The 25,648-nt window shown below is 57.1% G+C and carries 23 protein-coding genes; 13 read left to right on the top strand and 10 right to left on the bottom strand.

Going from position 1 to position 25,648, the window contains the following annotated elements:
- Nucleotides 1-133: 133 nt before the first annotated feature.
- Genes ACW4YW_RS05415 through ACW4YW_RS05390 form a run of 6 tightly spaced genes read left to right on the top strand, consistent with a single transcriptional unit; the run spans nt 134 to nt 3,770 of the window.
- Nucleotides 134-589, top strand: coding sequence for a rhodanese-like domain-containing protein (locus ACW4YW_RS05415; protein WP_457136633.1), 456 nt, complete (start codon nt 134-136; stop codon nt 587-589).
- Nucleotides 590-597: 8 nt separating this feature from the next.
- Nucleotides 598-1,410: a shikimate dehydrogenase gene (gene aroE, locus ACW4YW_RS05410; protein ID WP_457136632.1), complete on the top strand. Its 813-nt coding sequence runs from the start codon at nt 598-600 to the stop codon at nt 1,408-1,410.
- Nucleotides 1,407-2,096, top strand: coding sequence for a monofunctional biosynthetic peptidoglycan transglycosylase (gene mtgA / locus ACW4YW_RS05405; protein ID WP_457136631.1), 690 nt, complete (start codon nt 1,407-1,409; stop codon nt 2,094-2,096). The genes aroE and mtgA overlap by 4 nt, the downstream gene beginning before the upstream one ends.
- A gap of 56 nt (nt 2,097-2,152) precedes the next feature.
- The gene (lptM, locus tag ACW4YW_RS05400; RefSeq protein WP_457136630.1) at nt 2,153-2,284 is read left to right on the top strand and encodes an LPS translocon maturation chaperone LptM; all 132 of its coding nucleotides are present in this window, start codon (nt 2,153-2,155) and stop codon (nt 2,282-2,284) included.
- Nucleotides 2,285-2,291: 7 nt separating this feature from the next.
- A complete protein-coding gene (gene lysA / locus ACW4YW_RS05395) occupies nt 2,292-3,542 on the top strand; it encodes a diaminopimelate decarboxylase (RefSeq protein WP_457136629.1) in 1,251 nt (416 codons plus the stop codon).
- 39 nt (nt 3,543-3,581) lie between these two features.
- Nucleotides 3,582-3,770, top strand: coding sequence for a YqaE/Pmp3 family membrane protein (locus ACW4YW_RS05390; protein ID WP_230348638.1), 189 nt, complete (start codon nt 3,582-3,584; stop codon nt 3,768-3,770).
- A 58-nt stretch (nt 3,771-3,828) separates the two neighbouring features.
- Here ACW4YW_RS05390 and ACW4YW_RS05385 read toward each other — a convergent pair whose 3' ends face one another.
- From ACW4YW_RS05385 to purU, 7 genes are all read right to left on the bottom strand, one after another.
- On the bottom strand, nt 3,829-5,544 hold the full coding sequence (locus ACW4YW_RS05385; RefSeq protein ID WP_457136628.1) for a peptidase domain-containing ABC transporter: 1,716 nt from the start codon (nt 5,542-5,544) through the stop codon (nt 3,829-3,831).
- Nucleotides 5,544-8,522, bottom strand: a complete 2,979-nt coding sequence (locus ACW4YW_RS05380; protein WP_457136627.1) for a beta strand repeat-containing protein — start codon at nt 8,520-8,522, stop codon at nt 5,544-5,546. Before ACW4YW_RS05380 ends, ACW4YW_RS05385 begins: the two co-directional genes overlap by 1 nt.
- 73 nt (nt 8,523-8,595) lie before the next feature.
- On the bottom strand, nt 8,596-9,933 hold the full coding sequence (locus tag ACW4YW_RS05375) for a hypothetical protein (RefSeq protein WP_457136626.1): 1,338 nt from the start codon (nt 9,931-9,933) through the stop codon (nt 8,596-8,598).
- 27 nt (nt 9,934-9,960) lie between these two features.
- Nucleotides 9,961-11,217: an HlyD family type I secretion periplasmic adaptor subunit gene (locus ACW4YW_RS05370; RefSeq protein ID WP_457136625.1), complete on the bottom strand. Its 1,257-nt coding sequence runs from the start codon at nt 11,215-11,217 to the stop codon at nt 9,961-9,963.
- A 35-nt stretch (nt 11,218-11,252) separates the two neighbouring features.
- A complete protein-coding gene (locus ACW4YW_RS05365; protein ID WP_457136624.1) occupies nt 11,253-12,026 on the bottom strand; it encodes a hypothetical protein in 774 nt (257 codons plus the stop codon).
- Between the two features lie 12 nt (nt 12,027-12,038).
- Nucleotides 12,039-13,916: a TolC family protein gene (locus tag ACW4YW_RS05360; RefSeq protein WP_457136623.1), complete on the bottom strand. Its 1,878-nt coding sequence runs from the start codon at nt 13,914-13,916 to the stop codon at nt 12,039-12,041.
- Nucleotides 13,917-14,318: 402 nt separating this feature from the next.
- Complete coding sequence (gene purU / locus ACW4YW_RS05355) at nt 14,319-15,173, bottom strand: formyltetrahydrofolate deformylase (protein WP_457136622.1); 855 nt, start codon at nt 15,171-15,173, stop codon at nt 14,319-14,321.
- A 273-nt stretch (nt 15,174-15,446) separates the two neighbouring features.
- On the opposite strand from purU, the gene ACW4YW_RS05350 reads away from it, so the two are divergent.
- Genes ACW4YW_RS05350 through ispH form a run of 3 tightly spaced genes read left to right on the top strand, consistent with a single transcriptional unit; the run spans nt 15,447 to nt 17,879 of the window.
- Nucleotides 15,447-16,007 (top strand): GyrI-like domain-containing protein, encoded by a 561-nt coding sequence (locus ACW4YW_RS05350; RefSeq protein WP_457136621.1) that lies wholly within the window; start codon nt 15,447-15,449, stop codon nt 16,005-16,007.
- Nucleotides 16,004-16,918 (top strand): CobD/CbiB family protein, encoded by a 915-nt coding sequence (locus ACW4YW_RS05345; RefSeq protein WP_457136620.1) that lies wholly within the window; start codon nt 16,004-16,006, stop codon nt 16,916-16,918. The genes ACW4YW_RS05350 and ACW4YW_RS05345 overlap by 4 nt, the downstream gene beginning before the upstream one ends.
- A gap of 34 nt (nt 16,919-16,952) precedes the next feature.
- The gene (gene ispH / locus ACW4YW_RS05340; protein ID WP_457136619.1) at nt 16,953-17,879 is read left to right on the top strand and encodes a 4-hydroxy-3-methylbut-2-enyl diphosphate reductase; all 927 of its coding nucleotides are present in this window, start codon (nt 16,953-16,955) and stop codon (nt 17,877-17,879) included.
- A 68-nt stretch (nt 17,880-17,947) separates the two neighbouring features.
- Here ispH and ACW4YW_RS05335 read toward each other — a convergent pair whose 3' ends face one another.
- Nucleotides 17,948-18,352, bottom strand: a complete 405-nt coding sequence (locus ACW4YW_RS05335) for a DoxX family protein (protein ID WP_457136618.1) — start codon at nt 18,350-18,352, stop codon at nt 17,948-17,950.
- 176 nt (nt 18,353-18,528) lie between these two features.
- On the opposite strand from ACW4YW_RS05335, the gene ACW4YW_RS05330 reads away from it, so the two are divergent.
- From ACW4YW_RS05330 to ACW4YW_RS05320, 3 genes are all read left to right on the top strand, one after another.
- Nucleotides 18,529-18,957 carry a GNAT family N-acetyltransferase gene (locus ACW4YW_RS05330; RefSeq protein WP_457136617.1) on the top strand — a complete coding sequence of 143 codons (429 nt, stop codon included), beginning with the start codon at nt 18,529-18,531 and terminating at the stop codon, nt 18,955-18,957.
- A gap of 118 nt (nt 18,958-19,075) precedes the next feature.
- Entirely contained in the window at nt 19,076-20,083 is a 1,008-nt protein-coding gene (locus tag ACW4YW_RS05325; RefSeq protein WP_457136616.1) for an SdiA-regulated domain-containing protein, read from the top strand.
- A gap of 66 nt (nt 20,084-20,149) precedes the next feature.
- Nucleotides 20,150-20,845: an FxDxF family PEP-CTERM protein gene (locus tag ACW4YW_RS05320; RefSeq protein ID WP_457136615.1), complete on the top strand. Its 696-nt coding sequence runs from the start codon at nt 20,150-20,152 to the stop codon at nt 20,843-20,845.
- Nucleotides 20,846-21,208: 363 nt separating this feature from the next.
- On the opposite strand, the gene ACW4YW_RS05315 is transcribed toward ACW4YW_RS05320, so the two are convergent.
- Complete coding sequence (locus ACW4YW_RS05315; RefSeq protein ID WP_457136614.1) at nt 21,209-21,889, bottom strand: ArsR/SmtB family transcription factor; 681 nt, start codon at nt 21,887-21,889, stop codon at nt 21,209-21,211.
- 169 nt (nt 21,890-22,058) lie between these two features.
- Here ACW4YW_RS05315 and ACW4YW_RS05310 point away from each other — a divergent pair, with 169 nt between their 5' ends.
- Nucleotides 22,059-22,445, top strand: coding sequence for a hypothetical protein (locus ACW4YW_RS05310; protein WP_457136613.1), 387 nt, complete (start codon nt 22,059-22,061; stop codon nt 22,443-22,445).
- Between the two features lie 337 nt (nt 22,446-22,782).
- Here ACW4YW_RS05310 and uvrA read toward each other — a convergent pair whose 3' ends face one another.
- Nucleotides 22,783-25,602, bottom strand: a complete 2,820-nt coding sequence (gene uvrA, locus ACW4YW_RS05305) for an excinuclease ABC subunit UvrA (RefSeq protein WP_457136612.1) — start codon at nt 25,600-25,602, stop codon at nt 22,783-22,785.
- Nucleotides 25,603-25,648: the final 46 nt, after the last annotated feature.

Raw genomic sequence — 25,648 nt, 5'->3', positions numbered from 1 at the left:
TATAAAAGAGAAACGCTATGTGTGCACCAAAATATTGCGTTCACTCGGTTTTGTGCACCATACTTGTGCATTGGGAGATGTGGCAAAATTTAACGCTATACTCCGCATTTCTGAGAGGGAAAAGGAGAGAACAATGGAAACGTTGAGTGCCATTTTGCAGAATGCAAAACAGCGTGCCGAGCAGCACGGGCTTCCCTATGCCGGAGCATTGACGCCACAGGAGGCGCAGAAAGTCCTGGAGCTAGCTCCGTCGGCCAAGCTGGTGGATGTGCGCACCAAAGCGGAGCTTGAATTGGTGGGTCGCGTGCCCAATGCGACGCACATCGAATGGGCGTTTTATCCCGGCATGGTGGCTAACCCGGATTTTCTGTCCCAATTGGACAAGCAGGTCGACCACGAGGCATTGGTGATGTTCCTCTGCCGTACAGGCGGGCGTTCCCACAATGCGGCCGTCGTGGCCGCTCAGGCCGGATATGCCGAGGCCTACAACGTGCTCGAAGGTTTTGAAGGCGAGTCCACGCCAGACACCAAGCAACGCGGCAGGATCAATGGCTGGAAGGCTGCCGGCCTGCCTTGGACCAACGCCTGAGGATTTGCATGGATCGTTATGCCGTGATCGGCCACCCGGTGGAGCACAGTAAGTCGCCCTTGATTCATGCCGCATTCGCGCAGCAGACGGGACAGCAGATCGAATACAGCAAGGTGAAGGCGCCCTTGGACGGGTTTGCTGCCACTGTGGCTGGCTTGCAGGCCCAAGGATATGGCGGGGCCAATGTCACCGTCCCGTTCAAGTTCGAGGCCTATTCATTGGCAACCGAATTAAGCGAACGAGCGCGTGATGCCGGCGCGGTGAATACGCTGAGCTTCAAGGATGGCGGCATCCATGGTGACAATACGGATGGAATCGGCCTAGTGCGCGACATCCTGCAAAACCTTGAGTTTTCCCTGGCAGGCAAGCGCGTGCTGCTGCTGGGAGCAGGAGGCGCCGCTGAAGGCGTATTGGGGCCGTTGCTGCATACATATCCGGCATTGCTGTGCATTGCCAACCGCAGCGTGGAAAAGGCCGAGGCGATGGCAGCGCGTGTCAGGCCTATTGATGCCGTGCTGGAAGCATGCAGTTTCGATGCCTTGGTCGGCAAGGCGTTCGACGTCGTGATCAACGCCACCTCTAGCGGCTTGAGCAACGAGCGGCTGCCTTTGCCGACAGGATTGTTTGCCGCTGATGCCTTGGCGTACGACATGATGTATGGGCGCGAAACGCCTTTCATGCAGTATGCCCGTGAAGAGGACGTACATAAAATTGCCGATGGGCTGGGCATGCTGGTGGAGCAGGCGGCAGAAGCTTTTTATATCTGGCGCCAGGTGCGGCCGGATACCTCATCCGTGATTGCCGCATTGCGGGCATCATGATCAGGCGGTTGTTGTGGCGCGGGTTGCTGCTCGCCCTGGTGCTGGTGGTGCTGTACCAGCTTTGGATATTCATGCATATCCTCTGGTGGGTAGAGCATAACCCCTCAAGCAGCGCTTTCATGCGCACCAGTTTGGCGACGTTGCGACAAGACAACCCCGATGCGACCCTCAAGCATCAGTGGGTGGAGTATCAGAAGATTTCCCGCAACCTCAAGCGTGCGGTGATTGCGTCCGAGGACGCCAAGTTCGTCGGCCATGAGGGGTTTGATTGGGACGGTATCCAGAAGGCGTATGAAAAGAACTGGCAAAAAGGCAAGATCGTCGCGGGCGGGTCCACCATCAGCCAGCAACTTGCCAAGAACCTGTTCCTTTCCACCGGGCGCACGCCCTGGCGCAAGCTGGAAGAGGCCGTGATCACCTGGATGCTCGAGCGCATGATGAGCAAGCGCAGGATTTTCGAGATTTACCTCAATGTGATCGAGTGGGGCAATGGCGTGTTCGGCGCCGAGGCTGCTGCGCGGCATTACTACAAGACCAGCGCCGCCAGCCTGAGCGCCGCCCAGGCCGCCAAGTTGGCGGCGATGATCCCGAATCCGCGCTATTACGACAAGCATCGTGAAGCGCGTGGCCTGATCCGCAAGGCGGGCATCATCGAAGCGCGCATGCGCTACGCGGAAGTGCCCTGACGGCATTGCCGAAGCCGCGATGGCCTTGTGTTAAAATAAGCTCTTTGAATCCAAATATGATGCGCCTCTGCTTCCTGATCCTGATTGCAAGCCTGACCTTGGCCGCATGCGGCACCAAGGGCGACCTTTATATCCCGGAAAAGCAGTACCCGCAGGAACCGCAGCCGCAACAACAACCTTCCCGATGAGTTGTCCGTGAATCCATTTCAGTTGAAGAATGGCATCCTGCATGCCGAAAACGTACCGTTGACCCGTGTTGCAGCAGAGTTCGGCACGCCGAGCTACGTCTATTCCCGTGCCGCCCTGGAGAGCGCCTATACCCGTTTTGCAGCGGGGTTTGCAGGCACGGCCCATCTTGTCTGCTTCGCGGTGAAGTCCAACCCCAGCCTCGCGGTGCTCAACCTGTTCGCCCGCCTGGGCGCCGGCTTTGACATTGTCTCCGGCGGCGAACTGGCGCGGGTGCTGGCTGCAGGTGGAGACCCTGCGAAGGTGGTGTTCTCCGGCGTGGGCAAGACCGAAGTGGAAATGCAGGCCGCATTGGATGCAGGCATTTTCTGCTTCAATGTGGAATCTGCCAGCGAGCTGGACCGGCTCAATGACGTTGCTGGCCGCTTGGGTAAGACGGCGCCGGTTTCATTGCGCGTCAACCCGAACGTGGACGCCAAGACGCATCCTTACATTTCCACCGGGCTCAAGAACAACAAGTTCGGGGTCGCGTATGAGGATGCCTTCAGCCTGTACAAGCATGCAGCCAGCTTGCCCAATATTGCCGTGCATGGCGTGGATTGCCATATCGGCTCGCAATTGACCGAGCTGTCGCCGTTCCTCGATGCGTTCGACCGGGTATTGGCGCTGGTGGATCAGCTGGAAGCCGAAGGCATCAGGATTGAGCATATCGATCTCGGCGGCGGTATCGGCATATGCTATGCCGACGAGACGCCGCCTGACTTTGCAGCGTACGCGGCCGCCATGCTGCAAAAGCTGGGCGACCGCAAGGTCAAGCTGGTGTTCGAGCCTGGGCGTGCGCTGGTGGGGAACGCCGGCGCGCTGATTACCAAGGTGGAATACCTCAAGCATACCGAAGCCAAGAACTTTGCCATTGTGGATGCCGCCATGAACGACCTCATGCGCCCGGCGCTCTACGATGCCTATCATGAGATCGCAGCAGTTGAGCCTGCAGCGGATCAAGTTGCTGCCCGGGTTTACGAGATTGTAGGCCCGGTTTGCGAAAGCGGCGATTTCCTCGGCCATGACCGCAAGCTGGCATTGCAGCAAGGCGACCTGCTTGCGGTGTTGTCCGCCGGTGCCTACGGCATGAGCATGAGCTCCAACTACAATACCCGCCCCCGCGCTGCTGAAATCATGGTGGATGGCGACAAGGTGCACCTGATTCGCGAGCGCGAGACCATCGCGCAACTGTTCGCCCTGGAAAAGATTCTGGGCTAAACTGTTGCAACAAGTTTAAAAGACAAAGAGGAGATTGAAATGCGCCTGATTCTTGCCATTTTCCTGCCTTGGTTGCAGTTTTTCACGATTGGCCGTCCGATTGCAGGCATCATTTGCCTGATCCTGCAAATCACTATCATCGGCTGGCTTCCAGCGGCGATCTGGTCCGTGTATGCGCTGAGCGAATATAAAACCGACCAGAAAATCCAGCGGGCATTGCAAAAGTAGGAAACACCCAAAATAAAAAAGCCAGCAATCGCTGGCTTTTTTATTGCCGTTTGATTGATCAAGCGGAACGCAGCAGTTTCTCTTTCGGCCCGTCGGCCGCGACCTTGCCGCCATCCAGGGCAATGATGCGCTGAACCGCCGTCATCATGGCGGCACTGTGGCTGATCATGATCAGGTTGCCGTTGCCCACTACCTGCGGCAGGCGTTGCGCCAGAAGCTGTTCGCCTTCCGGATCAAGCCCCAGGCTGGGTTCATCGAGCAGCAGGATGTTGCTGCTCTGGGCGAAAGCACGCGCCAGGGCAACCTTTTGACGTTGTCCGCCGGAAAGGTTGCTGCCGCGGTCGGCAATCGCCATGGTGAGGGTGAGGCGGCCTTGCTTGAGTTCTTCCTCCAGGCCTGAGGCCCATAGCGCGCTTTCCATGCGTTCGCTGTTCGGTTTGCTGCCTGCCAATAGCAAGTTGGCTTCCAGCGTGCCTGCAAACAGCACGGGCTCCTGCGGCTTGTAAGCCAGCCAGCGCGCACGGTCTGTGGGAGAGATGGCATGCAGTTCGTAGCCGTCGATCAACACTTCGCCTTCATCTGCAATGCTCAGGCCGGCGATCAGCTTGAGCAAGGTGCTCTTGCCTGCGCCCGGACGTCCCAGGAGGCCGATTTTCTCGCCTGCGGCGATATTGAGCGTGACGTTGTCCAGCGCAGCAGGGCGGTCGGGATAGCGCTTGCTTAAACGCAGCAATGTGATGTCGCCCCTCGCCTCCGGCTTGCTGACCTTGAATGAAGCATGCGGGGCGGATTGTTCAATGTCATGGCTGACCCCATGCGCGGCCTTGCCGGATTCCAGCAAGGCATCCATGCGTTTGGCGGAGCGGGCGAAGTCTTCCCATTTGCCCAACACCAAGTACAGCGACGTGACCAGCATCATGGCGCGCGCAGCCAACAATGAGCAGGCGATGAGGCCACCCACGGACAGCATGCGCGCCTCGATCAGGTAGGCGCCAAGCGTCAATACGGCGACGGTGGTAAACGTCATCATGCCGGCGGAAAGCGTGTTGCTATGGCTGGCGGAAAGCCTGCGCGCCGCTTCCAGGTCGCTGACCTTTTCGGATTGCGTGCGCCAGCCCTGCAGCAACCCTGTGACGCCCGGAACGGTGCGCACCACCTCCATCCCTTGCAACACTTCGCCGATATAGGCCATGCGCTGGGTGGAGGTCTGCTCGGCATCGCGGTTGAGGCGCAGAGTCTGGCGTTGCACGAGGTAACCGATGCCGGCGTAAACCAAGGTCAGCACGCCGACCAGGATCATGATGGGCCAGGCAATGAAGCCGATCACCAGCATGTAGAGCAGGTAGAACGGCAGGTCGGCAATCGCTAGCAGATAGGTGGAAGAAACAAAGTTGAGCGCATTGGTCAGGTCACGGTAATGCGCCAGGAACGTCGCGACGCCGCCCGCCGGCATGTCGCGGTCCGCGAGCAGCTTGTGCCACAGCCCTTCATCCGTCTTGCGCGCCATATCCGCCGCAACCCGCTCCACCGTCCAGTTGCGGGTCACGCGCATGCCCACGTCCAGCGCGATGAAGATCAGCATGCCGATCACCAGCGCCCATAACGTCTCGAATACGCCGTTGCTGACAATCTTGTCGTACACCAGCATGGAGAACAGCGGCAGCAGTATCTGACCGCTGTTGATCAATAAGCTGGAGAGGCCGACTTCAAGCCATTGGGTGCGGAGTAGGCTCCATAGGCTGGAAAGCGCAGAAGTATTCTGGCCGTTTGCCATCAGGCAGCTTGCCAATGGACGGTTGCAATAGCATTGGCCGTGTTCCCTAGATCGCTAGCATCGGCATATAGATAGTAAATTGTTTCTCCAGTTCCACCCGAAACTGTATCGTGTGCTCCGACAATAGTGATTGCATCGCTATTGTCGGCTTTTATAGTCAAATCATTTGTTCCGCCTGTGATTTTGTTGACAGTCAATGCATCGATGGAGAAGGTTGTAGAAACCCCTTCACGCACATCGATGACGTCAATATTTTTCACCTCGGCGCGACCTGCTGCGGTAGCGCCGCCTGTACGGAAAGTCGAGAAGTTGAATGTGTCAGTAGTGAGCCCTTGGAGGACAAGAGTGTCTGTATCACCGGCTCCACCATCAATCAACGTGAATCGCTTGCTATATGAACTGCCGCCGCCAAGCGCCTCATCTACTGATGCAGTGATGGTGTCATTGCCTTGACCTCCTTCAACGATGTCGTTACCACCCTGACCAGATCCTGACACAATGATGGTGTCATTGCCATTGCCGCCACGAATTGTATTATTTGCAGTGTTGCCATGGATGATGTCATCACCTTGAGTGCCAATGACATTCTGAATAGAGCTCAATGTATCATTACCGGCATATTTGACATCAGTAATATTGGCAGTACCGGAGTCCAGCCTTATGTTTCCGTTGCCGGCTACATAAGAATAATCAACCCAGTTATTGCCGCCGCCGCCATTAAGCACATTATTGCCTCCGCCAGCTACCAGCGTGTCATTTCCAGAGCCACCGGTAAGCCTATTGTTATGCAGGTCGCCGATTAGCAAGTTGTTCCCTGTGGTTGCCTGCAGGTTTTGAATGTTGATGAGCTCATCGCCTGTTGCATGGCCCGTGGCGTTGCCTTGATAATAATTGCTGCCGCCAACCAATACTTCATCAGTCAAGGATACTTTTACACCTCCACCATCGGTGTATCGTGCAGTGTTGTTGTTTCCGCCGCCTCCATCCAAAATGTCTGCACCAGCGCCGCCCTCTAGCGTATCGTCGCCTGTCCCGCCAACAATTTCATTGTCACTGGCGTTACCGATTAATTCATTATCGGCGGTTGCTGAGCCGATGATGTGCGTAAACCCACTTAATGTGTCAGTAGGCGCAGTTCCAACTTTCCCAGTACCGGCAGATAGATCAACTTTTACTGTGCCAGAAGTTGCAGCATGCTCGTAACTCACCGTATTGGTCCCCGTACCACCAATCAGCGTGTCTCCAGTGGCGCCTGTGTTGGCAATGCCTTCAATCGTATCGTTACCTGCACCGCCTTCGATGCGATTTGCATTTTGATCACCGATCAGAAGATCGTCTCCTCCTGAACCAATAATATTTTCTATGTTAGCAAGTGTGTCTTTTAGATTGTTATTGGTTAAATCGCGGGTCTCTCCATTGCGCAGGTCAACATAAACGGAGTGGCTTGTTGCATATTCCACCGTGTCGGTGCCGGTTCCGCCATCAATCGTATTGCTACCATCGCGGCTGATGATTCGGTCGTTGCCCGAACCGCCATTCAGGATATTGTCACCGCCACCGCTGTCGATGGTGTCATTGCCGGCACCGCCATTGATGGTGTCATTCCCGGCGCCACCTGTAATCTTGTCGTTGCCTGCTCCGGCATTGACGAGGTTGTTGCCATTGCCTGTCTCTATGTCATAGCCAATGCCGTTGGCGGGCAATACCAGCCAGGATTTTCCATCCACGCTCACGTTGAAGTCGTCTGGACTGGTAGCATCCTTATAGCGGAAGTAAAAGTTTTCTGAAAACTTGAGTCCAACGGATTGAATGTCGCCTAACACTTCAGCACGTAGTACAAAGTCCTTTATATCAACTGGTGTGCCATCTGGAGTTAAGTCGTACACAATCTCGATATCCCAGCCACTAGCACCTTGCAAGGCAGAAGCTGGGATAGTCCATGTATCTGTCCCCGAAGCTAGTGATTGCCCATTAAGCAACAGATCGAATCCAGCAGGCTTATCCCCGGTTAATGTAATCGTGATTTCATCAACGTTATCAATGCCATTGGTATTCAGGAAAAAGGTTTTATTCCATTGTGTTTCTGTAGCAAAGTCGCCATTCAGGTCAATGACGTCATCTCCTGTGCCGCCTTTAATGATTTGCCTAGTGGCTTGGTTTGCCGGCGTTGATGCATTGTCCAGGACAGTCTTTTGCTGATCCTGGTCGAGGCCGGTCAGGTCGGGACGGGAGCCTATGGGATTATTTTCTGTACCGTTGATGCCTGCCAGATTGTCTCCGGTCTTGAATTCCGAGCTGACAAACAGTCTGCCACTCAATACTGGCAAACCGTTGTATTCGGGGTTTAGAGGCGGGGGAGCGGATTCACCCTGTTCTACACGGTTACCCAGGCGATAGGTCGATGGCTGGTCTATCCGTGGGGGCACAATGGCATCTATCATTTCGCCGCTGTTGTTGCCGCGGCCGTTGATGCTGCCGCGCTGTACTTGCGCAGCTTGAGGCAAGGTGGGCGCTTGTGGCAATGGGGCAGCAGGCGCTGTAGGTGCCGATGCATGGTTGTTCAGCGCCATGAACAGCGAGGCGTAGTCGATCTCGTCAGGCTGCAGCTCGGTCAGGCGGGTATCGATGTTCTCGCTGATGATGCGCAGGTTGCCGGCATCAGCGGCGTCGACGGTGCCGACCTGCTGGAACAGCTCGGTCAGGCTGGTGTTGAATTTGTCGCCGTCGAACTCGACCTTGGGGGCGTCGACCTCCAGGGCGTCAAGCGCGCCGTTGGGGATGATGATGTAGCTTCCATCGGCAAACCCCAGTACCAGGTCGACGTCGGCAACGTCTACCGATTTGAGGGCACCATGGCTTTCCGTCAGGCGGATGATGCCGTCTGCATCCGCATGTACGCGCGTGACATTGGTCACGTGGTTCTGCTTGGTGCTCGGACCGTTACGCTGTTCGGTGACTGCGGGTTGGGTAATTGCCATGGTAGTTCTCCTTCTTTAATTTGCTGCCCGGCTATTGCCGGGACACTCAAAGCTTAAGGCAGGGCCGTCGTCATCAACGGCGTTGCTTGCCTGCCTCTTCCAGCAGGCTCGCCAGCACGGCGCGTTGTTCGGCAGGCGAGAATCTGTCCATCATGTTGGTGATGTTGGTGCGTAGCTCCATCGAGTCGTCCGTCATACGCGTCATCATGTCGCTCATGCGAGAGAGATCGGTTCCCTGCCGCGCAGTGGTCTGGATCAATTCGGAGAAATGGTCGTTGAGCTGGGAGAGCATATCGGCGTTGCCGCGCTCCATCATGCTCAAGATTGTGCCGAGTTGGCGGCCCACGCGTTGCAATTCGCCGCGGAATTGCGATACCGACTCGTTGTGGTCCGCCATTGCGCGCATCATCTCGCTGCGTTGCTTGTTGAAGTTGTCCAGCTCGGCTTGCAAGGCACGGTCCTGCAGGCGTGAAGACTCACTCAGGCGTTCCTCGATGCGGCGCAGCACGCGGATTTCCTCGGTGGCCACTTCGCGGCGGAACTTGAGTTCCGCAGGGTCCATGTTGGCAAGATAGCCCGTGCTGCCGGCAGTACCGGACTCGATGACCACTGTTTCGCCATCTGTAGTGGTGGCGACATTGCCACCTTGGCCGTTGTTGGCAAGGCGTGCAATCGCTTGTTCGATGTGCTGGGCCACTTCGGAGCCGAGGATGGAGAGGACTTCCTGGGTACAGCGGCGCACGGCCACCATCATGAAGCCCAACACGATGGAACCGAGCAGGCCGAACAGGGAGGCCGAGAAGGCGATGCCCATGGAACGCATCGGGGCGCGCATGCGCGATACCATGTCGCGGAAGACTTCGACCGGACTGTCCACGCCGACGTTGATGGTGGCGAAGCTGGAAATCAGCACCGCAATGTCGTCCAGGGTCGCCAGCAAGCCGATGAACGTACCCAGCAGGCCCAGGCCGACCAGCAGGCTGGTGAGGAACTGCGGCAAGGCGTTGCGGTTGGTCAGGCGGCGGCCGGCACTGTTGAGTTCCGCATCAATGGCGACCTGTTCCTGGTGGGCGATGCCGCGCCCGCTGGAGGTGGCCATCATGCGCAGCACGTATGCGATGTCGCCATCGTAAGCCTGTGCCCTATCCTGCAATTGGGCTGGGCTCTCGCCGGATTGCACGGCGTCGGTATAATCCTCCAGCTTGCTTGCTTCCTTTAGCAGGCGGCGCACATTGAACAGGATCAGGATGCCGCCGAGGATGGTGATAAAGAAGATGGCGTAATTGATCTGCGGGTGCGGATTCTCGACCAGCGTCTTGAGGATGGCCTCATGATAAACGGCAGCCCCGAGCAAAAGCAGCACAAATGGCAAAGCCGCGTAAAAGTAATAAATTCTTAGTCGCTTCAGCATGTGGAACTTACCTTTAACAAATAATCTTTATCTCGGATCGCGGAATACGCGATCCCCAAAACGCATCATCGGCGACAGCAGGTAGGAAAGCACGGTGCGCTTCCCCACGACAATATCCGCCGTCACTGACATCCCCGGCGAAATCGGGCCGGCGGTTTTTGCCAGCTTGATTTCGCTGATGCTCCCTACATCTACCCTCACCCGGTAGTAATACCCTTCACGCTCGTCGAACAGCGTGTCCGCGCTCACTTCGGTGACCTTGCCGGGCAAGGCGCCGTAAGTGGCATAGTCAAATGCGCCGATGCGCACCCGCGCCGGCAAGCCGTTGCGCAGGTTGGCGCGGTCGTCCGGCCTGGATCGTGTTTCCACCACGATGTGCTCGTCTTCCGGGGTGATCTCCAGCAACGGCTCTCCCGGCCTGATCACACCGCCCACCGTCGACAGCATCATGCGGTTGACGAATCCTGCCATCGGCGCGCGTACGATGTTGCGGTCCAGGCGATCCACATTGGTCTCGAATTCCAGCGTGGACCTTTGCAGCTCTGCCCGCACATCAGTCAATTGGGCCGTGGCATCCGCACGGAAGCGCGCCCAAAGTTCGCCTATCTTGGACTCGATTTCCGCTTGCGCCGCCTTCAGGCGGGGCAACGCCGCTTCTGCTTCGCGCAGTTGCGACTCCATGCGTTGCAAGCGGCTTTCCGCATCCAGCAACTCCATCTTCGAAGCTGCGCCGTTCTTGTTCAGGCCTTCGATCAGCCTGTGCTGCTGGCGCGCCAGCTCTATCTCCGAAACCAGGTTCCTGCGCCGGGTCTCGATCTCGGCAATCTCACCGCGGCGCTGGGCGCTTTGGTCGCGCAATACGCGGGATTCTTCATTCACGCTGGAAACCCGCGCCTGCAGCGCTGCGGCTTCCACTTGCTTCACTTCTGCGTCATGCAGGTCGGCAGGGAACTCGATGCTGCTCTTGCCGCGTGCTTCTGCCAGCAACCGCGCCTCGCGGCCTCTCAGGGCATCGCGCTTGGTGCGCTCCTGGCCCAGGTCGGAGCGTGCCTTGATGTCGGAAAGCTCGATCAATGGCTGGCCTGCCTTGACGACTTCGCCTTCCTGTACCAGGATGGTCCTGACAATCCCGCCTTCGAGGTGCTGCACGATCTGCGCCTTGCCTGCCGGCACCACGCGCCCTACCGTGCGCACGATCAGGTCAACCCGTGCCAGGGCTGCCCAGGCGACTAGCGCCATGACTGCGAGGACACTGACCAGGACAAAGGCCCGGGAAGGTGTCATGGCATTCCATTGTTTGCGTAGCCAGCTCATGCAGTTCAGCGATCTGCTGAAGGCTTATTGCCAGCCGGTACGACCGATACCAGCGAGCTGTCCGACCTGGCGTTGCCATCTACGATGGAAACGCGGATCCGGTCTGCGGGCAGCTTCATTTCGATCAACAGGTTGCGTACCGCCATTGCGCGATAGAATGCAAGGCGCCGCGCTTCAGTAAAGCCCGGGGGCACGTTGACCTCCAGGGTCGCGCCGCCGCTCTCCACGATGGCTTGCAATGGGCCGCGCAATTCATCGGCCTCGTTGGTGGAGATAGTGATGGCATCATCGACAAAGTCGACGACCAGGCCGCCCTGGGAGCCGGTGATAGTCATGTCGGGCTCTTCGGCTCGGATGGTGGCGGAAACCACGCGGCGCGGGCTGTCGCGGCCGGCAGATTTTTCATGCTGCAATGCGGCCAGTTCCTGCTTGAGGCGGCGTGCCTCATCGTCCTTGCCTTTGAGCGCGGCGAGTTGCTTTTGCAATGCATCGACCTGCAATCGCAGGCGGGCGGCATCGTCATCGGATTGATGCGAGGTGGATTCCACTGCCTCCATATCGGAAGGCGTCAGCTGGGAGACCAATTGCTGTTCCTCGGTCGGAGGGGCTACCGGTGTTTCGGCGCTGATATGGCGGCGTCCCAGTTCCATGGCGAAGATGAACACGGCAATGGTGAGGATCACCACGACAAACAGCAGGTTCAGCACCAGGTTGCTGACGGCATCGACGTAGCCGGGCCAGAAAATGCCTGAGTCTTCCTGTTCGTTATCAATCTGCATGGCGTTCTCTCACTATTCCTTGGGCAGCGGTGTGGCCGTGCCTTCTTCCAGCGGGTTCAGCGGCATTGTCACGGCATCGTCCGTGCTATTAGTGGCCGGGCCGAAGCCAGGCGTCTTGTTGGCGGCGACCACGGTCATGGGCTGCGATTGGCCGAGCAGGCGGTTGATTTGCGACAGGGCGTCAATTTCCTGCGCATGCAGCGTCACCAGGCGGGTACGCGCCTGGTATTGGCGGTCGTAGACATCCAGCAGGTCCAGCAGGGATTGGTTGCCCGCAAACATCTTCTCCGACATGGCGTTGGCTGCCGACGTGATGGCGTTCAGTTCACGATAGCCCGCCACCAGTTGCTCGCGGGAGGATTCGAGGATGGCGTATTGCGAGATCATGGCCTGGCTGATCCGGCGCTGCAGGTCGTCGAGGCGGTAACGCACTTCCTCGATGCGCGATAGTTTTTCCTTGGTCATGTAGTAATCGCTGCCGCCGTTGAGCAGGTTCCAGTTCAATACCACCATGAATCGTTTGTCGTCCTGTTCGCCCACGGGGCCGCCGGCGTTGTCGGTGGTCCACCTGGAAAGCTCCAAGTCCAGGCGCGGGGCATAACGGGAGCGTGCGACGTTCTGGTCGATCTGGGAAGCACGCAACTCTTCGCGTATCGAGGCGATATCGGGGCTGTTGTTCATCGCGATCTTGATGGCGTCGGCAGCCGTGGGCGGGATGACGCCCATGTCCTCGCGCTCAGGCAGGCGGATGTTTTGCGGCGCGACGTTGGTCAGGCGCAGGAATTCAATACTGGCGGCCGAGTGGGCGGCTTCCTGCTGGGTCCGTGCCGAACGGGCGGATAGGCTGCGCGCACGCACGCGTTCGCGGTCGGCATCGCTGGAAGCGCCCGCGGTGGCACGCTTGTCCACGTAGGTGAACAGCTCGTTGAGCTGATTCTCGTAACCCAGCGACAAGTCGGCAATCAGCCGGCTGGTGGTCAGGCCGAGGTAGGCGTTGACGGTGGAAAGCCAGGCATCGCCCTGGCTGCCGCGGCGGCTTTCCTCGCGCGAGTTGATGACGGCCTGGCGGCGCTTCCAGTCATAGATGCTGGGCAGGTCCATTAACGGCTGGCGCAAGGTGATCACGCGGTCGGTACGGGTATGGTGCGACTCCTCCATGCGGGAGCCGGTGCGTGCGTCGATGGCGGAGGAGGGCGACGATATCTCGCGTCCCTTGCCGTAGCGCACGGAAAGATTGGGCAGCAGCAGGCCGCGTGCCTGCTTTGATTGCGCTTCGGCCTGGTTCACGCGCTCGTCGGCGATATGCACGTCGCGGCTGAAATCCACGGCGGCATCGGTGGCCGAACGAAGATCCATGGTGTCGGTGACGCTAGCCGGCAATTGCGCAGAGTGGACTTGCTCCGCGTATTCGCTGCTTAGGTATTCATTGTGGATCTCATTGGCAACCGCCACGGGGATGGTGCTGATGCCGAACAGGCGCGACAAGTGCAGTTCATCGACCGCGGCCACGGATTGGGCCTGGGTCGGCAGGTCCAGGTTGAGCGATTGCAAGCCAATCGGCGCGACACGGGTTTGGGCTGCCTGCTGTGGTTGAACTGCGTTGCCTACGGGCGCAGGCGCTGCGGGAGGCGCGGCCAGCTGCTCGGGCGTTGTCGGCGCGACCACCAGCTGGGGCTGTTTCAGGCCCAGCTCGGTCGCCTTCACCGCTTCGCTTGCGGCATTGGCCGCTGCAGTAGCGGCGCTGGCTGCGGCCGTCGCGGCTGCGGCAGCTGCATTGGCTGCCTCAACCGCCGCATGGGCGGCGCTCGATGCAGTCTGCAACGCGCTGGCGGGTGCGTTGGTGATTTCCCCTTGCGGTTCGGCAGCCCAGGCTGCTGTCACCACTAACATAGGCCATGTACATTTAAACATGAAGTGTTTGCGGTTGTTTAACACGTTCAACCCTTAGTGATTTTTATAGATAACCAGGCGGGATTTTTCCCTACCTGTTGTTTCAATCTAGCTCAAAACCCATTGCTTGAATGTCAATCATTGTGAACCGCACCGGACTTCCGTTGGCTCACGCGATTGGCAGCAACTCATCACAGAGCATTTATTGCGCCAATGTGATGAGCCGCGGGCTAGTCTAATGATGTACTAGATAAATGTCATTGTTTTTATAGGGTTTTTAGTCCTATCGGACTATGGGGGCATCTTGAAGGCGACGCTGAGGCGGGATGGCGGACGATCAAAATCCAGCGGCGGAATGTCGACATTCCGTCACTGTTGTCGGCTTCTCGGCGGCTTGTCCGCTCAATCGAAGATCACGGTTTTGTTCGCGTAGAGCAGGATGCGGTTTTCGATGTGCCAGCGCACCGCACGGGATAATACGACGCGCTCAAGGTCGCGGCCTTTCTGGATCAGGTCTTCGACCTGGTCGCGGTGGGAAATGCGGGCGATATCCTGCTCGATGATGGGGCCTTCGTCCAGGACTTCCGTGACATAGTGGCTGGTGGCGCCGATTAGCTTGACCCCGCGCTCGAAAGCGCGGTGGTAGGGGCGGGCGCCGATGAACGCTGGAAGGAATGAATGGTGGATGTTGATGACGCGATGCGGGTAGCGCTTGACGAAATCCGGCGAGAGAATCTGCATGTAGCGCGCCAGTACGATGAGGTCGACCTGGTATTCGTCGAATAAGGTGAATTGCCGCGCTTCTGCCTCGGCCTTGTTTTCCTTGGAGACTTCGATATGGAAGAAAGGAATGCCGTAGAACTTGGCGAGGTTTTCAGTATCGCGATGGTTGCTGATGATGAGCGGGATGTCGCAATCCAGCTCGCCGCTCTGGTGGCGGTGCAGCAGGTCGACCAGGCAGTGGTCATATTGCGAGACCATGATCGCCATGCGCGCGCGGCGCTGGGAGCCCTTGAGTTCCCAATCCATGCTGAACTGGTCGGCTATCGGCGAAAAATGCTCGTTGAAGTTGTCGAGGTTGACTTTTGCGCCGTCCAGGTCGAATTCGACGCGCATCAGGAACAGGCTGTTCTCGGCATCCTGATGCTGGTCCGCATGCAGGATGTTGGCATCGTGGCGATAAAGAAAATCGGCAATCGATGCGACGATGCCCTTGCGGTCGGGACATGTCACAAGTAGGGTTGCGGTGTTTTTCATCGTGGCTCTGGCGGCATTAAACGCAAAAGCCGCCATTATACTGGGATTTGATGCGCATTGCCCGGCGACGATTTGCCGCTTGCGCCTCTAGCGAAAAGATCGGCAACAGCCTCTCATGCAGGCAATCCGGCTTGCCTGCGGAGGATTGAAAGTTATGATGAAGACAAGCCGTGTCTGTGGTATCGTTTGCCAGTAACAATAACAGTAGCCTCAGCCTGTTGTTCAGGCCCGCAAGGCGCGTTGCGGACAATTGTCTGATGGTAAGCCAAGACCGTGAAAAAACAATTACCTTATTTCCTGCTGGTATTCCTGATTCCTGTAACCTTGGTGTTGTGGTGGTGGGGCCTGTTTTCATCTGCCGATGTCGAGATTGCCGAGCGCGGCAATTACCGTTACGCCTACCTGGAGGCAGAAGGGCCGTATTCCAAGCTTTCCAGCAAGCAGGAAGAGGTGTTGCACGAGCTGGTGGAGCAGAACATAAAGCCCGGCCCGGAAATCACCCTGATCTTCAGCGACCCGCGCACCACGCCGTACAAGGAACTGCATGCGCGCGCAGGGTTCATCATTGACGCCGACGCCAAGCCGGCCGCACCGATCCAGGTGGATACCGTGCCTGTGCGCAAGGTGTTTGTCGCGAGCATCAAGGCACATCCCTTGCTTGCTTACGGCAAGACGTATTCCAAAGTGCTGGATTTCGTCAAAGCCAAGGATACGACCTTGAACCTGCCCACAGTGGAGATCGTGGACGATAGCGTGCTGAGTGTCGAAATGCCGTTGGAGCCTGTCGAGGAAGTGGAACAGAATACGGAACGCAATGCGGGAGAATCGCCTTGAACTTCATTGCACTGATTGGCGCGCTGGCGCTGACTTATTACCGGCCTCATCGCAAGCTGGACTGGTTGCAGGAGATCGTTGCGCCGCTGGTTCAGCTGCTCGAGCGTAATTTCAACGGCGGCAACCGCCTGCAGGGCATTACTGCCTGGGCATTGGTCGTGCTGTTGCCCAGCCTGCTGGTCGGCGCGGTCTATTACGTGCTGTTGCAGGTGAATGCGATTCTCGGCATCGTATTCGGCGTGGCGCTGCTTTATTTCACCTTGCGCTTGAGCCAGTTCGGCCCGCGTGCGGAGGAAATCATTGCCGCATTGCGCACTGGCAATATCGACGAGGCCCGCCTCTTGCTGGGGCAGTGGGAGAAAATCGACAGTGACAGCTTCACGCTAACGCAAGTGGCGCAGGTGAGCGTGGAGACGGTCTTGTCGCGTTCGCATTACGGCCTGTTTGCGCCGATTTTCTGGTTTGTCATCCTGGGTCCGGCTGGCGCGTTGTTCTACCGGCTATCCCATATCGTTACCATGGAATGGCAGCCGCATGAAGTGACGCCGTTCAATGACTGGGCGCGCAAGGTGTTCCGCTGGCTGAACTGGCCGCCCGCATTCGTGACCGCGGGCAGCTTTGCAATTGTAGGGGATTTCGAGGATGCGATCTATTGCTGGCGCTCCCAGGCGGAGACCTGGTCGGACAAGGCGATGGGCATGATCCTCGCGAGCGGCGCAGGCGCATTGGGCGTGAAGATCGGCGAGCCGTTGCCGATGAACGGCATTTTGGTGTTCCGCCCTGAAATCGGCTTGGGCGATGCCGCCGATGCGGACTATCTGCGTAGCGCGGTGGGCCTCGTCTGGCGCGTGCTGGTATTGCTGATCGGATTATTGCTGCTGCTGACGTTTGCCCACTGGCTGGGCCAGTGACAAGCGTTGCAACGAGCGACATTGTAGAGAGACTATGGATATTGTATTAGCCAACCCGCGCGGGTTTTGTGCAGGCGTAGACCGCGCGATCATTATTGTCGAACAGGCGCTGGAGAAGTTCGGCGCGCCTATTTATGTGCGCCACGAAGTGGTGCACAACAAGTTCGTGGTCGATGACCTCAAGAAAAAAGGCGCGATCTTTGTTGAGGAGCTGGATGAGGTGCCTGCCGGCAATACCGTGATTTTCAGCGCGCACGGGGTTTCCAAGGACGTGCGTGCCGAGGCGGAAGCCCGCGGCCTGCAGGTATTCGACGCCACTTGCCCATTGGTGACCAAGGTGCATATCGAGGTGGCCAAGATGCGCGCTTCCGGCAAGGAAATCATCATGATCGGCCATAAGGGGCATCCCGAGGTGGAGGGCACCATGGGCCAGTCCGAGGGCGGCATGTACCTAGTGGAGTCGCCGGAGGACGTGGAGACGCTGGAGGTGAAAGACCCGGCGCAATTAGCCTATGTGACGCAGACGACCTTGTCGATCGACGATGCCGCCTCGATTGTGAGCGCGCTCAAGGCCAAGTTTCCCGAGATCACCCCGCCGCGCAGCGATTCCATCTGCTACGCGACCCAGAACCGCCAGGATGCGGTCAAGGTCATGGCGCGGGATTGCGACCTCGTGATCGTGGTAGGCTCGCCCAATAGCTCCAATTCCAACCGTTTGCGCGAGGTGGCGCAGAACCAGGGGATCGAATCCTATATGGTCGATAACGCCTCTTTCCTCGATCCTGCCTGGATCGTCGGCAAGAAACGCGTAGGCGTGTCCGCGGGCGCTTCCGCCCCCGAGGTATTGGTGCAGGAAGTGATCAACAAGCTCAGGGAACTGGGGGCTGCCGAGGTGCAGGAGCTCAACGGCGTGGTGGAGAACGTGGTGTTCAAGATACCGCGTAACCTGGCCGAGGCTTGAAGTAGCTAGGATTTAAAATAAAAAAAGGGCGGTCAAACCGCCCTTTTTTGTGTGCATGGGTTGCGCGGTCAGGAGGTCTTGCGCAGGTTGTCCAGGCTGTATGCCGTCGGCGTATGCAATGCCAGGGTGATATAGCCACCGGCCAGTGCAAGGTACTGCATCAAGCCGATCAAGCCGCTGCCGGGCGTAGGGTCAGGCAGCTTGAGGAAGATGGCGACGAAGATCGCATAGACTGCCAGCACATAGGCGGACAGTTTGGTCTTGAAGCCCAGCAATAGGCTGAGGCCAAATATCAACTGCACCAGGATCATCAAGGGTGCAAAAACGCCCGGCAGGCCGAAGTGGCCGAGGTACATCAGATATTGCTCGTAACCGCTGGGGTTTTGAAAGATGATCGCCAGCTGGAACAGGATGGCGACCAGGAAAATTTGCGCCAATAGAATACGTCCAAGGAAACCTAAAAACTTCGTCATCGTCTTACCTTCTCGTCCAAGTACACAAACATGTGTCTACGTTAATTTTTATATCGATTTCATCAATCGAGGCGAGCATAGATGATGCCTGTAAGCGCCATGCACCGCAATACTTGTGAAGGCTGCATGGCTGGGCTGGCATGAATTTCCCTCACAAGAAAAGAAAGAACACTGACATGAGCTTTTATGTAAGGCAGGCTGACTGGATCAGCGATCAAGCGCAGATATCGGCGATTCGCCAGCAAGTTTTCATTGACGAGCAGCATGTGCCGGCCGAACTGGAGTGGGACGGCCTGGACGAGACCGCCCTGCACCTGCTTGCCGTCGCCGAGGATGGCAGGTCGATCGGGTGTGCCCGCATCCTCAGCGACGGCAGCATTGGCCGTATGGCCGTGTTGCAGGGCTGGCGCAGGCAAGGCGTCGGCCATGCGCTATTGCAGGAGGCCATCGAGTTGTGCCGGCAGAACGGCTGGTTCGATATCCACGTTTCCGCGCAAACCCACGCGCTCGCCTTTTATGAGCAGGCCGGATTCCACGGCATCGGCGAGGAGTACATAGACGCCGGTATCCCGCATCAGGCCATGAAGCTGCACATCAGCAACTAGTCGTTTTTTCTTAAGCCGCTAGTTCGAGCCGCATTGCGCAAGCCAATGTGGCCTATTTTCTTTCTGCATTAAGGCAGCATTTCCCTCGCCTGTTTCAAGACTAGGCGCAGGACTATGCATGCCTTCATCCTACTGTCTTTTGCCATCCGCAATATTCCTCCCGCTTTATCGTCAATCAACAATATTTGCATCACCATTTTTAGGGGAATTTCAAATGATCGCGCGTACCTTGGTACTGCTCGCCGGGCTTTCCATTTCTACCCTGGCGCTTGCCCAACCATCTCTCAATCTTTCCGACTACACCCTGGGATATCGATTCAACCTACCCGGCCAGATAGGCATGGTAGGCGAAGCCTCGGCCATTACCTACAACTGGGATACCGGCACCCTGTTCGTCGTCGGCGATGAGGCTGAAGCCATCGTCGAAGTGACCAAGACCGGCGAGGTTGTCGGTTCCATGAAGCTGAATTTTGGCTCCAGTTTCGATGCCGAATCCTTGACCTACATCGGCAACGGACAGTTCGCCCTGGGCGAAGAGCGTACACAAAGCGTGTATCAAGTCACTTATGAGGCCGGCACGGCACTGAGCCTGTCCTCGATAACGCCTGCCTACTCTTTCGGCAGCTACAGCAACAACGAGGGCTTGGAAGGCTTGAGCTGGGATCCGCGCAATAACACCTTGATCGCGGTGAAGGAAAAGAATCCACAAGCCGTTTACCAGGCCGATATTAACTTCAATGACGGCACAGGCAGCCACAATATCCTGTTCGATGCCTCCCTGCTTGGCGTACTGGATCTTTCCGATGTGCAGGTGCTGGGCACCGTGCCTTCATTCCTCGGCACCGGCCTGGACGACAACCTGCTGATCATCAGCCAGGAGTCGCGCCTGCTGCTGGAAGTGACCCGTACCGGCGAAGTGCTGAGCTCTATTGATCTCCGTCGTCTGAGCGGTACCGCTGAAGGCGTGACGATCGATGAGCTGGGCAATATCTATATCGTGGATGAACAGCCTCGCGTGTTTGTATTCCTGCGGCCAACCCCAGCCGTGCCTGAGCCTGAAACCTATGCCTTGCTGCTGGCCGGTCTTGGCCTGCTTGGCTTCGCTGCACGCCGCCGCGCTGCATAAAGATTCTTCTGTAGTGCCTGTGTTGTTGTTTTTTTAATAATATTTTTCAAATCAGAGAGGTTAATCATGAATGTCATCAATAAATTGATTGCTGCCGGTGTTCTCGCTGCCAGCGCTTTTACCGCCGTTCCTGCTTTCGCGGCTAACGCCTACAACGTCTATATCACCGAGTGGAACTACCAGAGCCGCGTTGCGGATGAAAAGGGCGAGTACATCGAGATTACCAACCTTGGACAAACCGATGTCGACTTTACTTACTGGAGCTACGACGACGACAGCCGTCAAAGCTTTACTTTCGATCTGTCCGATTTCGGTATCGTCAAGGCTGGCGAGTCCGTCATCCTGACTGAAATCAGCGCTGACTTGTTCCGTACCCGCTGGGGCCTGGACGACTCCGTCAAGATTATCGGCAACCTGAACCCTAACCTGGGCCGCGCTGATGAAATCAATATCTACGATGCCGATGAAAACCTGGTGGACCGCCTGACCTATGGCGACAATACCATTGGCGGTATCCGTGCCCGTTACAACAGCGGCATTCCTGGCAGCGTAGACGTGCTGGGTGAAAACAACGTACACGGTTGGGTATTGTCACAAGTGGGTGACTCCGAAGGTTCCTGGCGCTCCACAGTGGGCGACATCGGTAGCCCAGGCCAGACTAACCTGACTATCGCTGCTGTGCCGGAACCAGAAACTTATGCCTTGTTGCTGGCAGGCCTTGGCTTGGTAGGTTTTGCAGCACGCCGCCGTAAGGTAGCTTGATAGCAGTAAGCTGAAAGTAAGTGCTATTTAATGAAAACGGCTCTCCATAAGGAGGGCCGTTTTTTATTTAGGGCGAGTGTAACAAAGCCAAGTATGGTCTTGACGTTGACTTCCCCGTCTGGCTGCGCCGAGTAGCGCAGCTTTTAATGGAAACAGGATTTGGCTGGCAAGCGAAAGGCAACGATTCGTTAGCTTGCGATAATGGTCATGTCGTTTGCAATTTAAATCCAGGCAATCGACATTTGAATCAAAAATCTGTAAAGAATTTAACAAGTTAACTTGGGATTTGTAACTTAAATTTGAAATTGAACAGATTCTTTGTAATTGAGTAAGATTTAACTAGTGAATTGTTTTATATAGTAATTATTGAGTATCTTCAAGCATATCTATGGGTAAGCCTACAGCCCGCCACTCATGAACGCCACCGATCAAGCGCTGTGCTTTAAGGCCATTTGCTTGAAGAATCGTGACTGCTTCAGCTGAGAGTACACAATACGGGTCGCGGCAATACGCGATAATCTGGATATTTTCTGGCAACTCCCCCAGCCGAGGCACCAATTCTTTTAGCGGAATATTGATGGCATCGGGGAGATGGCCTTGCAAGAACTCCTCGTCTGGGCGCACATCCAGCAGCACTATCGACTCATCTGTCATGCGCCGTACCAACTCCTGAATGGAAATGGCCTCCATCTGTTCACGCTGGTAACGGCTGTCCAATAAGACCTGGCGGATGATGCCTTGCTGAAACTCAACATAATCCCTTAAGGCGACCAAGATATTCGCCAGTGGGCCATCCCCCAGTCGATACAACATATGTTTGCCTTCTCGCCGCGTTTGGACGAAGCCCGCACGCTTGAGATGCTGAAGGTGCTGGGAAGCATTGGCAATCGACAGGCCTGCCAACTCTGCCAAACGTTCGACCGACTGCTCCCCTGTTGTGGCATGGTCTAGCAACGTCAGGCGATGGGGGTGTCCCAGAGTCTTCGCCAGCTCGGCAAGAGGCGCGAGCCGACTAGAGACATGGGGTGGATCAGATGTGTTCATTGACAGTACGATAGCATTCCACTAACATTCAATCAATAAATTGAATGTTGAATATAGCTCTGAATCGGTGCTTTTCGGTTGAGTGTTTGTCGCGTCCTGGTCGAGGTGTCACTGATGATTCTGATCTCTGATGAGACATTGATGGCTGAATTATTTTATAGGAGTTGCAATGAATGAGGTTCTCAGTGGTGCCGGTATACACTCACTTTGGTCATGTTTGGTGATCGCCATAGCTGCAAGCAGCATCTCCTATAGCATTACCCACACTGAATTGTTTTCTCCCTTACGCTCTTGGAGTCAAAAACTCGGGCATATGATTGAGTACCTCTTTAGCTGCTTCTATTGTATGAGTCACTGGGTTGTTTTTGCTGGAATACTGATTTATAGGCCAGTCCTGATAAGCAGCGACTACTTGGTCGTTGATCTGCTCGTCTCCGCATTTTTTACAATTGCTATCTCAGCATTTATTTCCGGGTTTATTTTCAAAGTCTTTCTGACTGCGATGGCGATGAAAATCAAAGAGAAGGAAATCAAGGAAATCCTCTCCAAAAAATAAGCAAGGGAGAAAGCAGAGGATAACTACATTACAGCTAAAATTGCTTCGATCTGGAGTTAAAGTTGCCAAACTCTGGAGCTGAGTTACAAATGCAGCTCCAGAGTACTCTCTGAACCAACATCCACCTACCAATCACCACAAACTCAGCGGCTTCTAGTCTTCATCCCTACGGCGGTATGATGCAAGAATGGGTTTCGCCGCGCGGGGCGAACCTATTTCTTTTGTTTTGCCAAAAGAAAGTAGATGAAGAAAGCGAGGTTTCCGTGCAGTCAGACGGGGAATCCAACGTCAAACCCACACTTGGCATCGCTGCGCTCGCCCTTGTATGGATGTTGTTTCAGCGTTTCAGCATTGGCTTGAGGTATTTCCCGGTGTAACTGGCCTTGGTATCTGCTACTTCTTCCGGCGTGCCGCAGGCAATCATGGTGCCGCCGCCATCGCCGCCTTCCGGGCCCATGTCGATGATCCAGTCCGCGGTCTTGATGACATCCAGGTTGTGCTCGATGATGACGATGGTGTTGCCGTGGTCGCGCAGACGGTGCAATACGTCGAGCAGCAATTGGATGTCGGCAAAATGCAGGCCGGTGGTGGGTTCGTCGAGAATATAGAGGGTCCTGCCGGTATCGCGCTTGGATAGTTCCAGCGCTAGCTTCACGCGTTGAGCCTCGCCGCCCGACAAGGTGGTCGCGGACTGGCCCAGCGTGATGTAGCCCAAACCGACATCCAGCAGCGTCTGCAGCTTGCGTGCGACGACGGGTACGGCATCGAAGAATTCGCGCGCCTGCTCCACGGTCATTTCCAGCACTTCGCGGATGTTCTTGCCCTTGTAATGGATTTCCAGGGTTTCGCGGTTGTAGCGGTGGCCCTTGCAGACGTCGCAAGGCACGTAGACATCGGGCAGGAAATGCATCTCGACGCGGATCACGCCGTCGCCTTGGCAGGCTTCGCAACGACCGCCCTTGACGTTGAAGGAGTAGCGGCCGGGACCGTAGCCGCGGGCGCGGCTTTCCGGCACGCCGGCAAACAGGTCGCGGATGGGCGTGAAGACGCCGGTGTAGGTGGCCGGGTTGGAGCGCGGGGTACGGCCGATCGGACTTTGGTCGACATCCACCACCTTGTCGAAGAATTCCAAGCCGGAGATTTCCTCGAAAGGTGCGGGCTCGGTCGAGCTGCCGTAAAGGTGGCGTGCGACCACGCGGTACAAGGTGTCGTTGATGAGCGTGGACTTGCCCGAACCCGAGACGCCGGTGACGCAGGTGAGCAGGCCGACAGGTAGGGCTAAGTCCACGTTCTTGAGGTTGTTGCCGTTGGCTTGTGTCAGCTTGAGCCAGCGCTTGGGATCAGGGGTATGGCGCTTCTTGGGCACGGCGATTTCCTTGGTGCCGCTGAGGTACTGCCCGGTGAGTGATTGCGGATTGTGCTGGATTTCGGCCGGTGTGCCTGCCGCCACGATGTTGCCTCCATGTTCGCCTGCCCCCGGGCCGATGTCGACGACATAGTCTGCTTCCATGATGGCATCCTGGTCATGCTCGACGACGATCACGCTGTTGCCGATGTCGCGCAGGCGCACCAGGGTCTGCAGCAGGCGGTCGTTGTCGCGCTGGTGCAGGCCGATGGAGGGCTCGTCCAGCACGTACATGACGCCGGTAAGGCCGGAGCCGATCTGCGAGGCCAGGCGGATGCGCTGCGCTTCTCCGCCCGAGAGGGTTTCGGCGGAGCGGGACAGCGACAGGTATTCCAGCCCGACGTTGGTGAGGAATTTCAGTCGGCTGCTGATCTCCTGCACGATCTTGTCCGCAATGGCGAGCTTCTGCCCAGTCAGCTCGATATGCTCGAAGAAATGCAGCGCCTGGCGCAGCGGGGCCTCGCACACCTCATGGATGTTCTTGCCGCCTACCTTGACGTGGCGCGCCTCGCGGCGCAAGCGCGTGCCGCCGCAATCCGGGCAGGCTTGCGAATTGAGGTATTTGGACAGTTCCTCTCGCACGGTGATGGAGTCGGTCTCGTGGTAGCGGCGCTGCAGGTTGTTGAGGATGCCTTCGAAGGTATGGGATTTTTCATACAGCTTGCCGCGTTCGTTGAGGTACTGGAAAGTGATCGCTTCCTTGCCGCTGCCGTTGAGCAATACGTCCTGCACCTCGGCAGGCAGCGCCTCGAACGCCAGCTCAAGGTCGAAGCCATAGTGCTGGGCAAGGCTTTGCAGCATCTGGAAATAGAACTGGTTGCGCTTGTCCCAACCCTTGATCGCGCCGCTGGCAAGCGAGAGGTGGGGGAAGGCGACCACGCGCTTGGGGTCGAAGAAGCTGATCTGGCCCAGGCCGTCGCACTTGGGGCAGGCGCCCATCGGATTGTTGAAGGAGAACAGGCGCGGCTCCAGCTCCGCAAGTGAGTAGTCGCATACCGGGCAGGAGAACTTGGCGGAAAACAGGTGTTCCTTGCCGGTATCCATCTCCAGCGCCACGGCCTTGCCGTCGGCAAGGCGCAGCGCCGTCTCGAAGGATTCCGCAATGCGCTGCTTGACGTCCGCGCGTACCTTGAGGCGGTCCACGACGACGTCGACGTTATGCTTCACGGTCTTGGCCAGCTTGGGCACGCTGTCGAGTTCGTGAATCTCGCCATCCACGCGCACGCGCACGAAGCCTTGCGCCTTGAGCTCCTCGAACAAGTCCAACTGCTCGCCCTTGCGGTTGCTCACTACGGGCGCGAGGATCATGAGCTTGGTGTCCTCCGGCAGCAGCAGGACGCTGTCCACCATTTGCGAGACGGTTTGCGCTTCCAGCTTGATGCCGTGGTCCGGGCATTCCGGATCGCCTGCGCGCGCATAGAGCAGGCGCAGGTAATCGTGGATTTCCGTGACCGTGCCCACGGTGGAACGCGGGTTGTGCGAAGTGGACTTCTGCTCGATGGAGATGGCGGGCGACAGGCCTTCGATCAGGTCGACATCGGGCTTGTCCATGCGCGCGAGGAACTGGCGGGCGTAGGCGGAAAGGGATTCCACATAGCGGCGCTGCCCTTCCGCATACAGGGTGTCGAATGCCAGCGAGGATTTGCCGGAACCGGACAAACCGGTAATCACGATCAGCTTGTTGCGGGGCAGGTCCAGCGAAACATTTTTCAGGTTGTGCGTGCGGGCACCGCGTATACGTATGTAGTCCATGGGGTAGGGGCTGTTTACCTTGAGTTTGGTTAACGTCTGATGGGGC

This window comes from Methylobacillus pratensis (assembly GCF_054072455.1).
Note: the sequence above shows the minus strand (reverse complement) of the source record. Positions and strands in the feature narration are given on the sequence as shown.

Excerpts from the sequence above, each read along its gene's own strand:
- ACW4YW_RS05415 (WP_457136633.1), top strand. The coding sequence starts at position 134 with ATGGAAACGTTGAGTGCCATTTTGCAGAATGCAAAACAGCGTGCCGAG.
- aroE (WP_457136632.1), top strand. The coding sequence starts at position 598 with ATGGATCGTTATGCCGTGATCGGCCACCCGGTGGAGCACAGTAAGTCG.
- mtgA (WP_457136631.1), top strand. The coding sequence starts at position 1,407 with ATGATCAGGCGGTTGTTGTGGCGCGGGTTGCTGCTCGCCCTGGTGCTG.
- lptM (WP_457136630.1), top strand. The coding sequence starts at position 2,153 with ATGATGCGCCTCTGCTTCCTGATCCTGATTGCAAGCCTGACCTTGGCC.
- ACW4YW_RS05390 (WP_230348638.1), top strand. The coding sequence starts at position 3,582 with ATGCGCCTGATTCTTGCCATTTTCCTGCCTTGGTTGCAGTTTTTCACG.
- ACW4YW_RS05385 (WP_457136628.1), bottom strand. The coding sequence starts at position 5,544 with ATGGCAAACGGCCAGAATACTTCTGCGCTTTCCAGCCTATGGAGCCTA.
- ACW4YW_RS05380 (WP_457136627.1), bottom strand. The coding sequence starts at position 8,522 with ATGGCAATTACCCAACCCGCAGTCACCGAACAGCGTAACGGTCCGAGC.
- ACW4YW_RS05375 (WP_457136626.1), bottom strand. The coding sequence starts at position 9,933 with ATGCTGAAGCGACTAAGAATTTATTACTTTTACGCGGCTTTGCCATTT.
- ACW4YW_RS05370 (WP_457136625.1), bottom strand. The coding sequence starts at position 11,217 with ATGACACCTTCCCGGGCCTTTGTCCTGGTCAGTGTCCTCGCAGTCATG.
- ACW4YW_RS05365 (WP_457136624.1), bottom strand. The coding sequence starts at position 12,026 with ATGCAGATTGATAACGAACAGGAAGACTCAGGCATTTTCTGGCCCGGC.
- ACW4YW_RS05360 (WP_457136623.1), bottom strand. The coding sequence starts at position 13,916 with ATGTTAGTGGTGACAGCAGCCTGGGCTGCCGAACCGCAAGGGGAAATC.
- purU (WP_457136622.1), bottom strand. The coding sequence starts at position 15,173 with ATGAAAAACACCGCAACCCTACTTGTGACATGTCCCGACCGCAAGGGC.
- ispH (WP_457136619.1), top strand. The coding sequence starts at position 16,953 with ATGGATATTGTATTAGCCAACCCGCGCGGGTTTTGTGCAGGCGTAGAC.
- ACW4YW_RS05335 (WP_457136618.1), bottom strand. The coding sequence starts at position 18,352 with ATGACGAAGTTTTTAGGTTTCCTTGGACGTATTCTATTGGCGCAAATT.
- ACW4YW_RS05330 (WP_457136617.1), top strand. The coding sequence starts at position 18,529 with ATGAGCTTTTATGTAAGGCAGGCTGACTGGATCAGCGATCAAGCGCAG.
- ACW4YW_RS05325 (WP_457136616.1), top strand. The coding sequence starts at position 19,076 with ATGCCTTCATCCTACTGTCTTTTGCCATCCGCAATATTCCTCCCGCTT.
- ACW4YW_RS05320 (WP_457136615.1), top strand. The coding sequence starts at position 20,150 with ATGAATGTCATCAATAAATTGATTGCTGCCGGTGTTCTCGCTGCCAGC.
- ACW4YW_RS05315 (WP_457136614.1), bottom strand. The coding sequence starts at position 21,889 with ATGAACACATCTGATCCACCCCATGTCTCTAGTCGGCTCGCGCCTCTT.
- ACW4YW_RS05310 (WP_457136613.1), top strand. The coding sequence starts at position 22,059 with ATGAATGAGGTTCTCAGTGGTGCCGGTATACACTCACTTTGGTCATGT.
- uvrA (WP_457136612.1), bottom strand. The coding sequence starts at position 25,602 with ATGGACTACATACGTATACGCGGTGCCCGCACGCACAACCTGAAAAAT.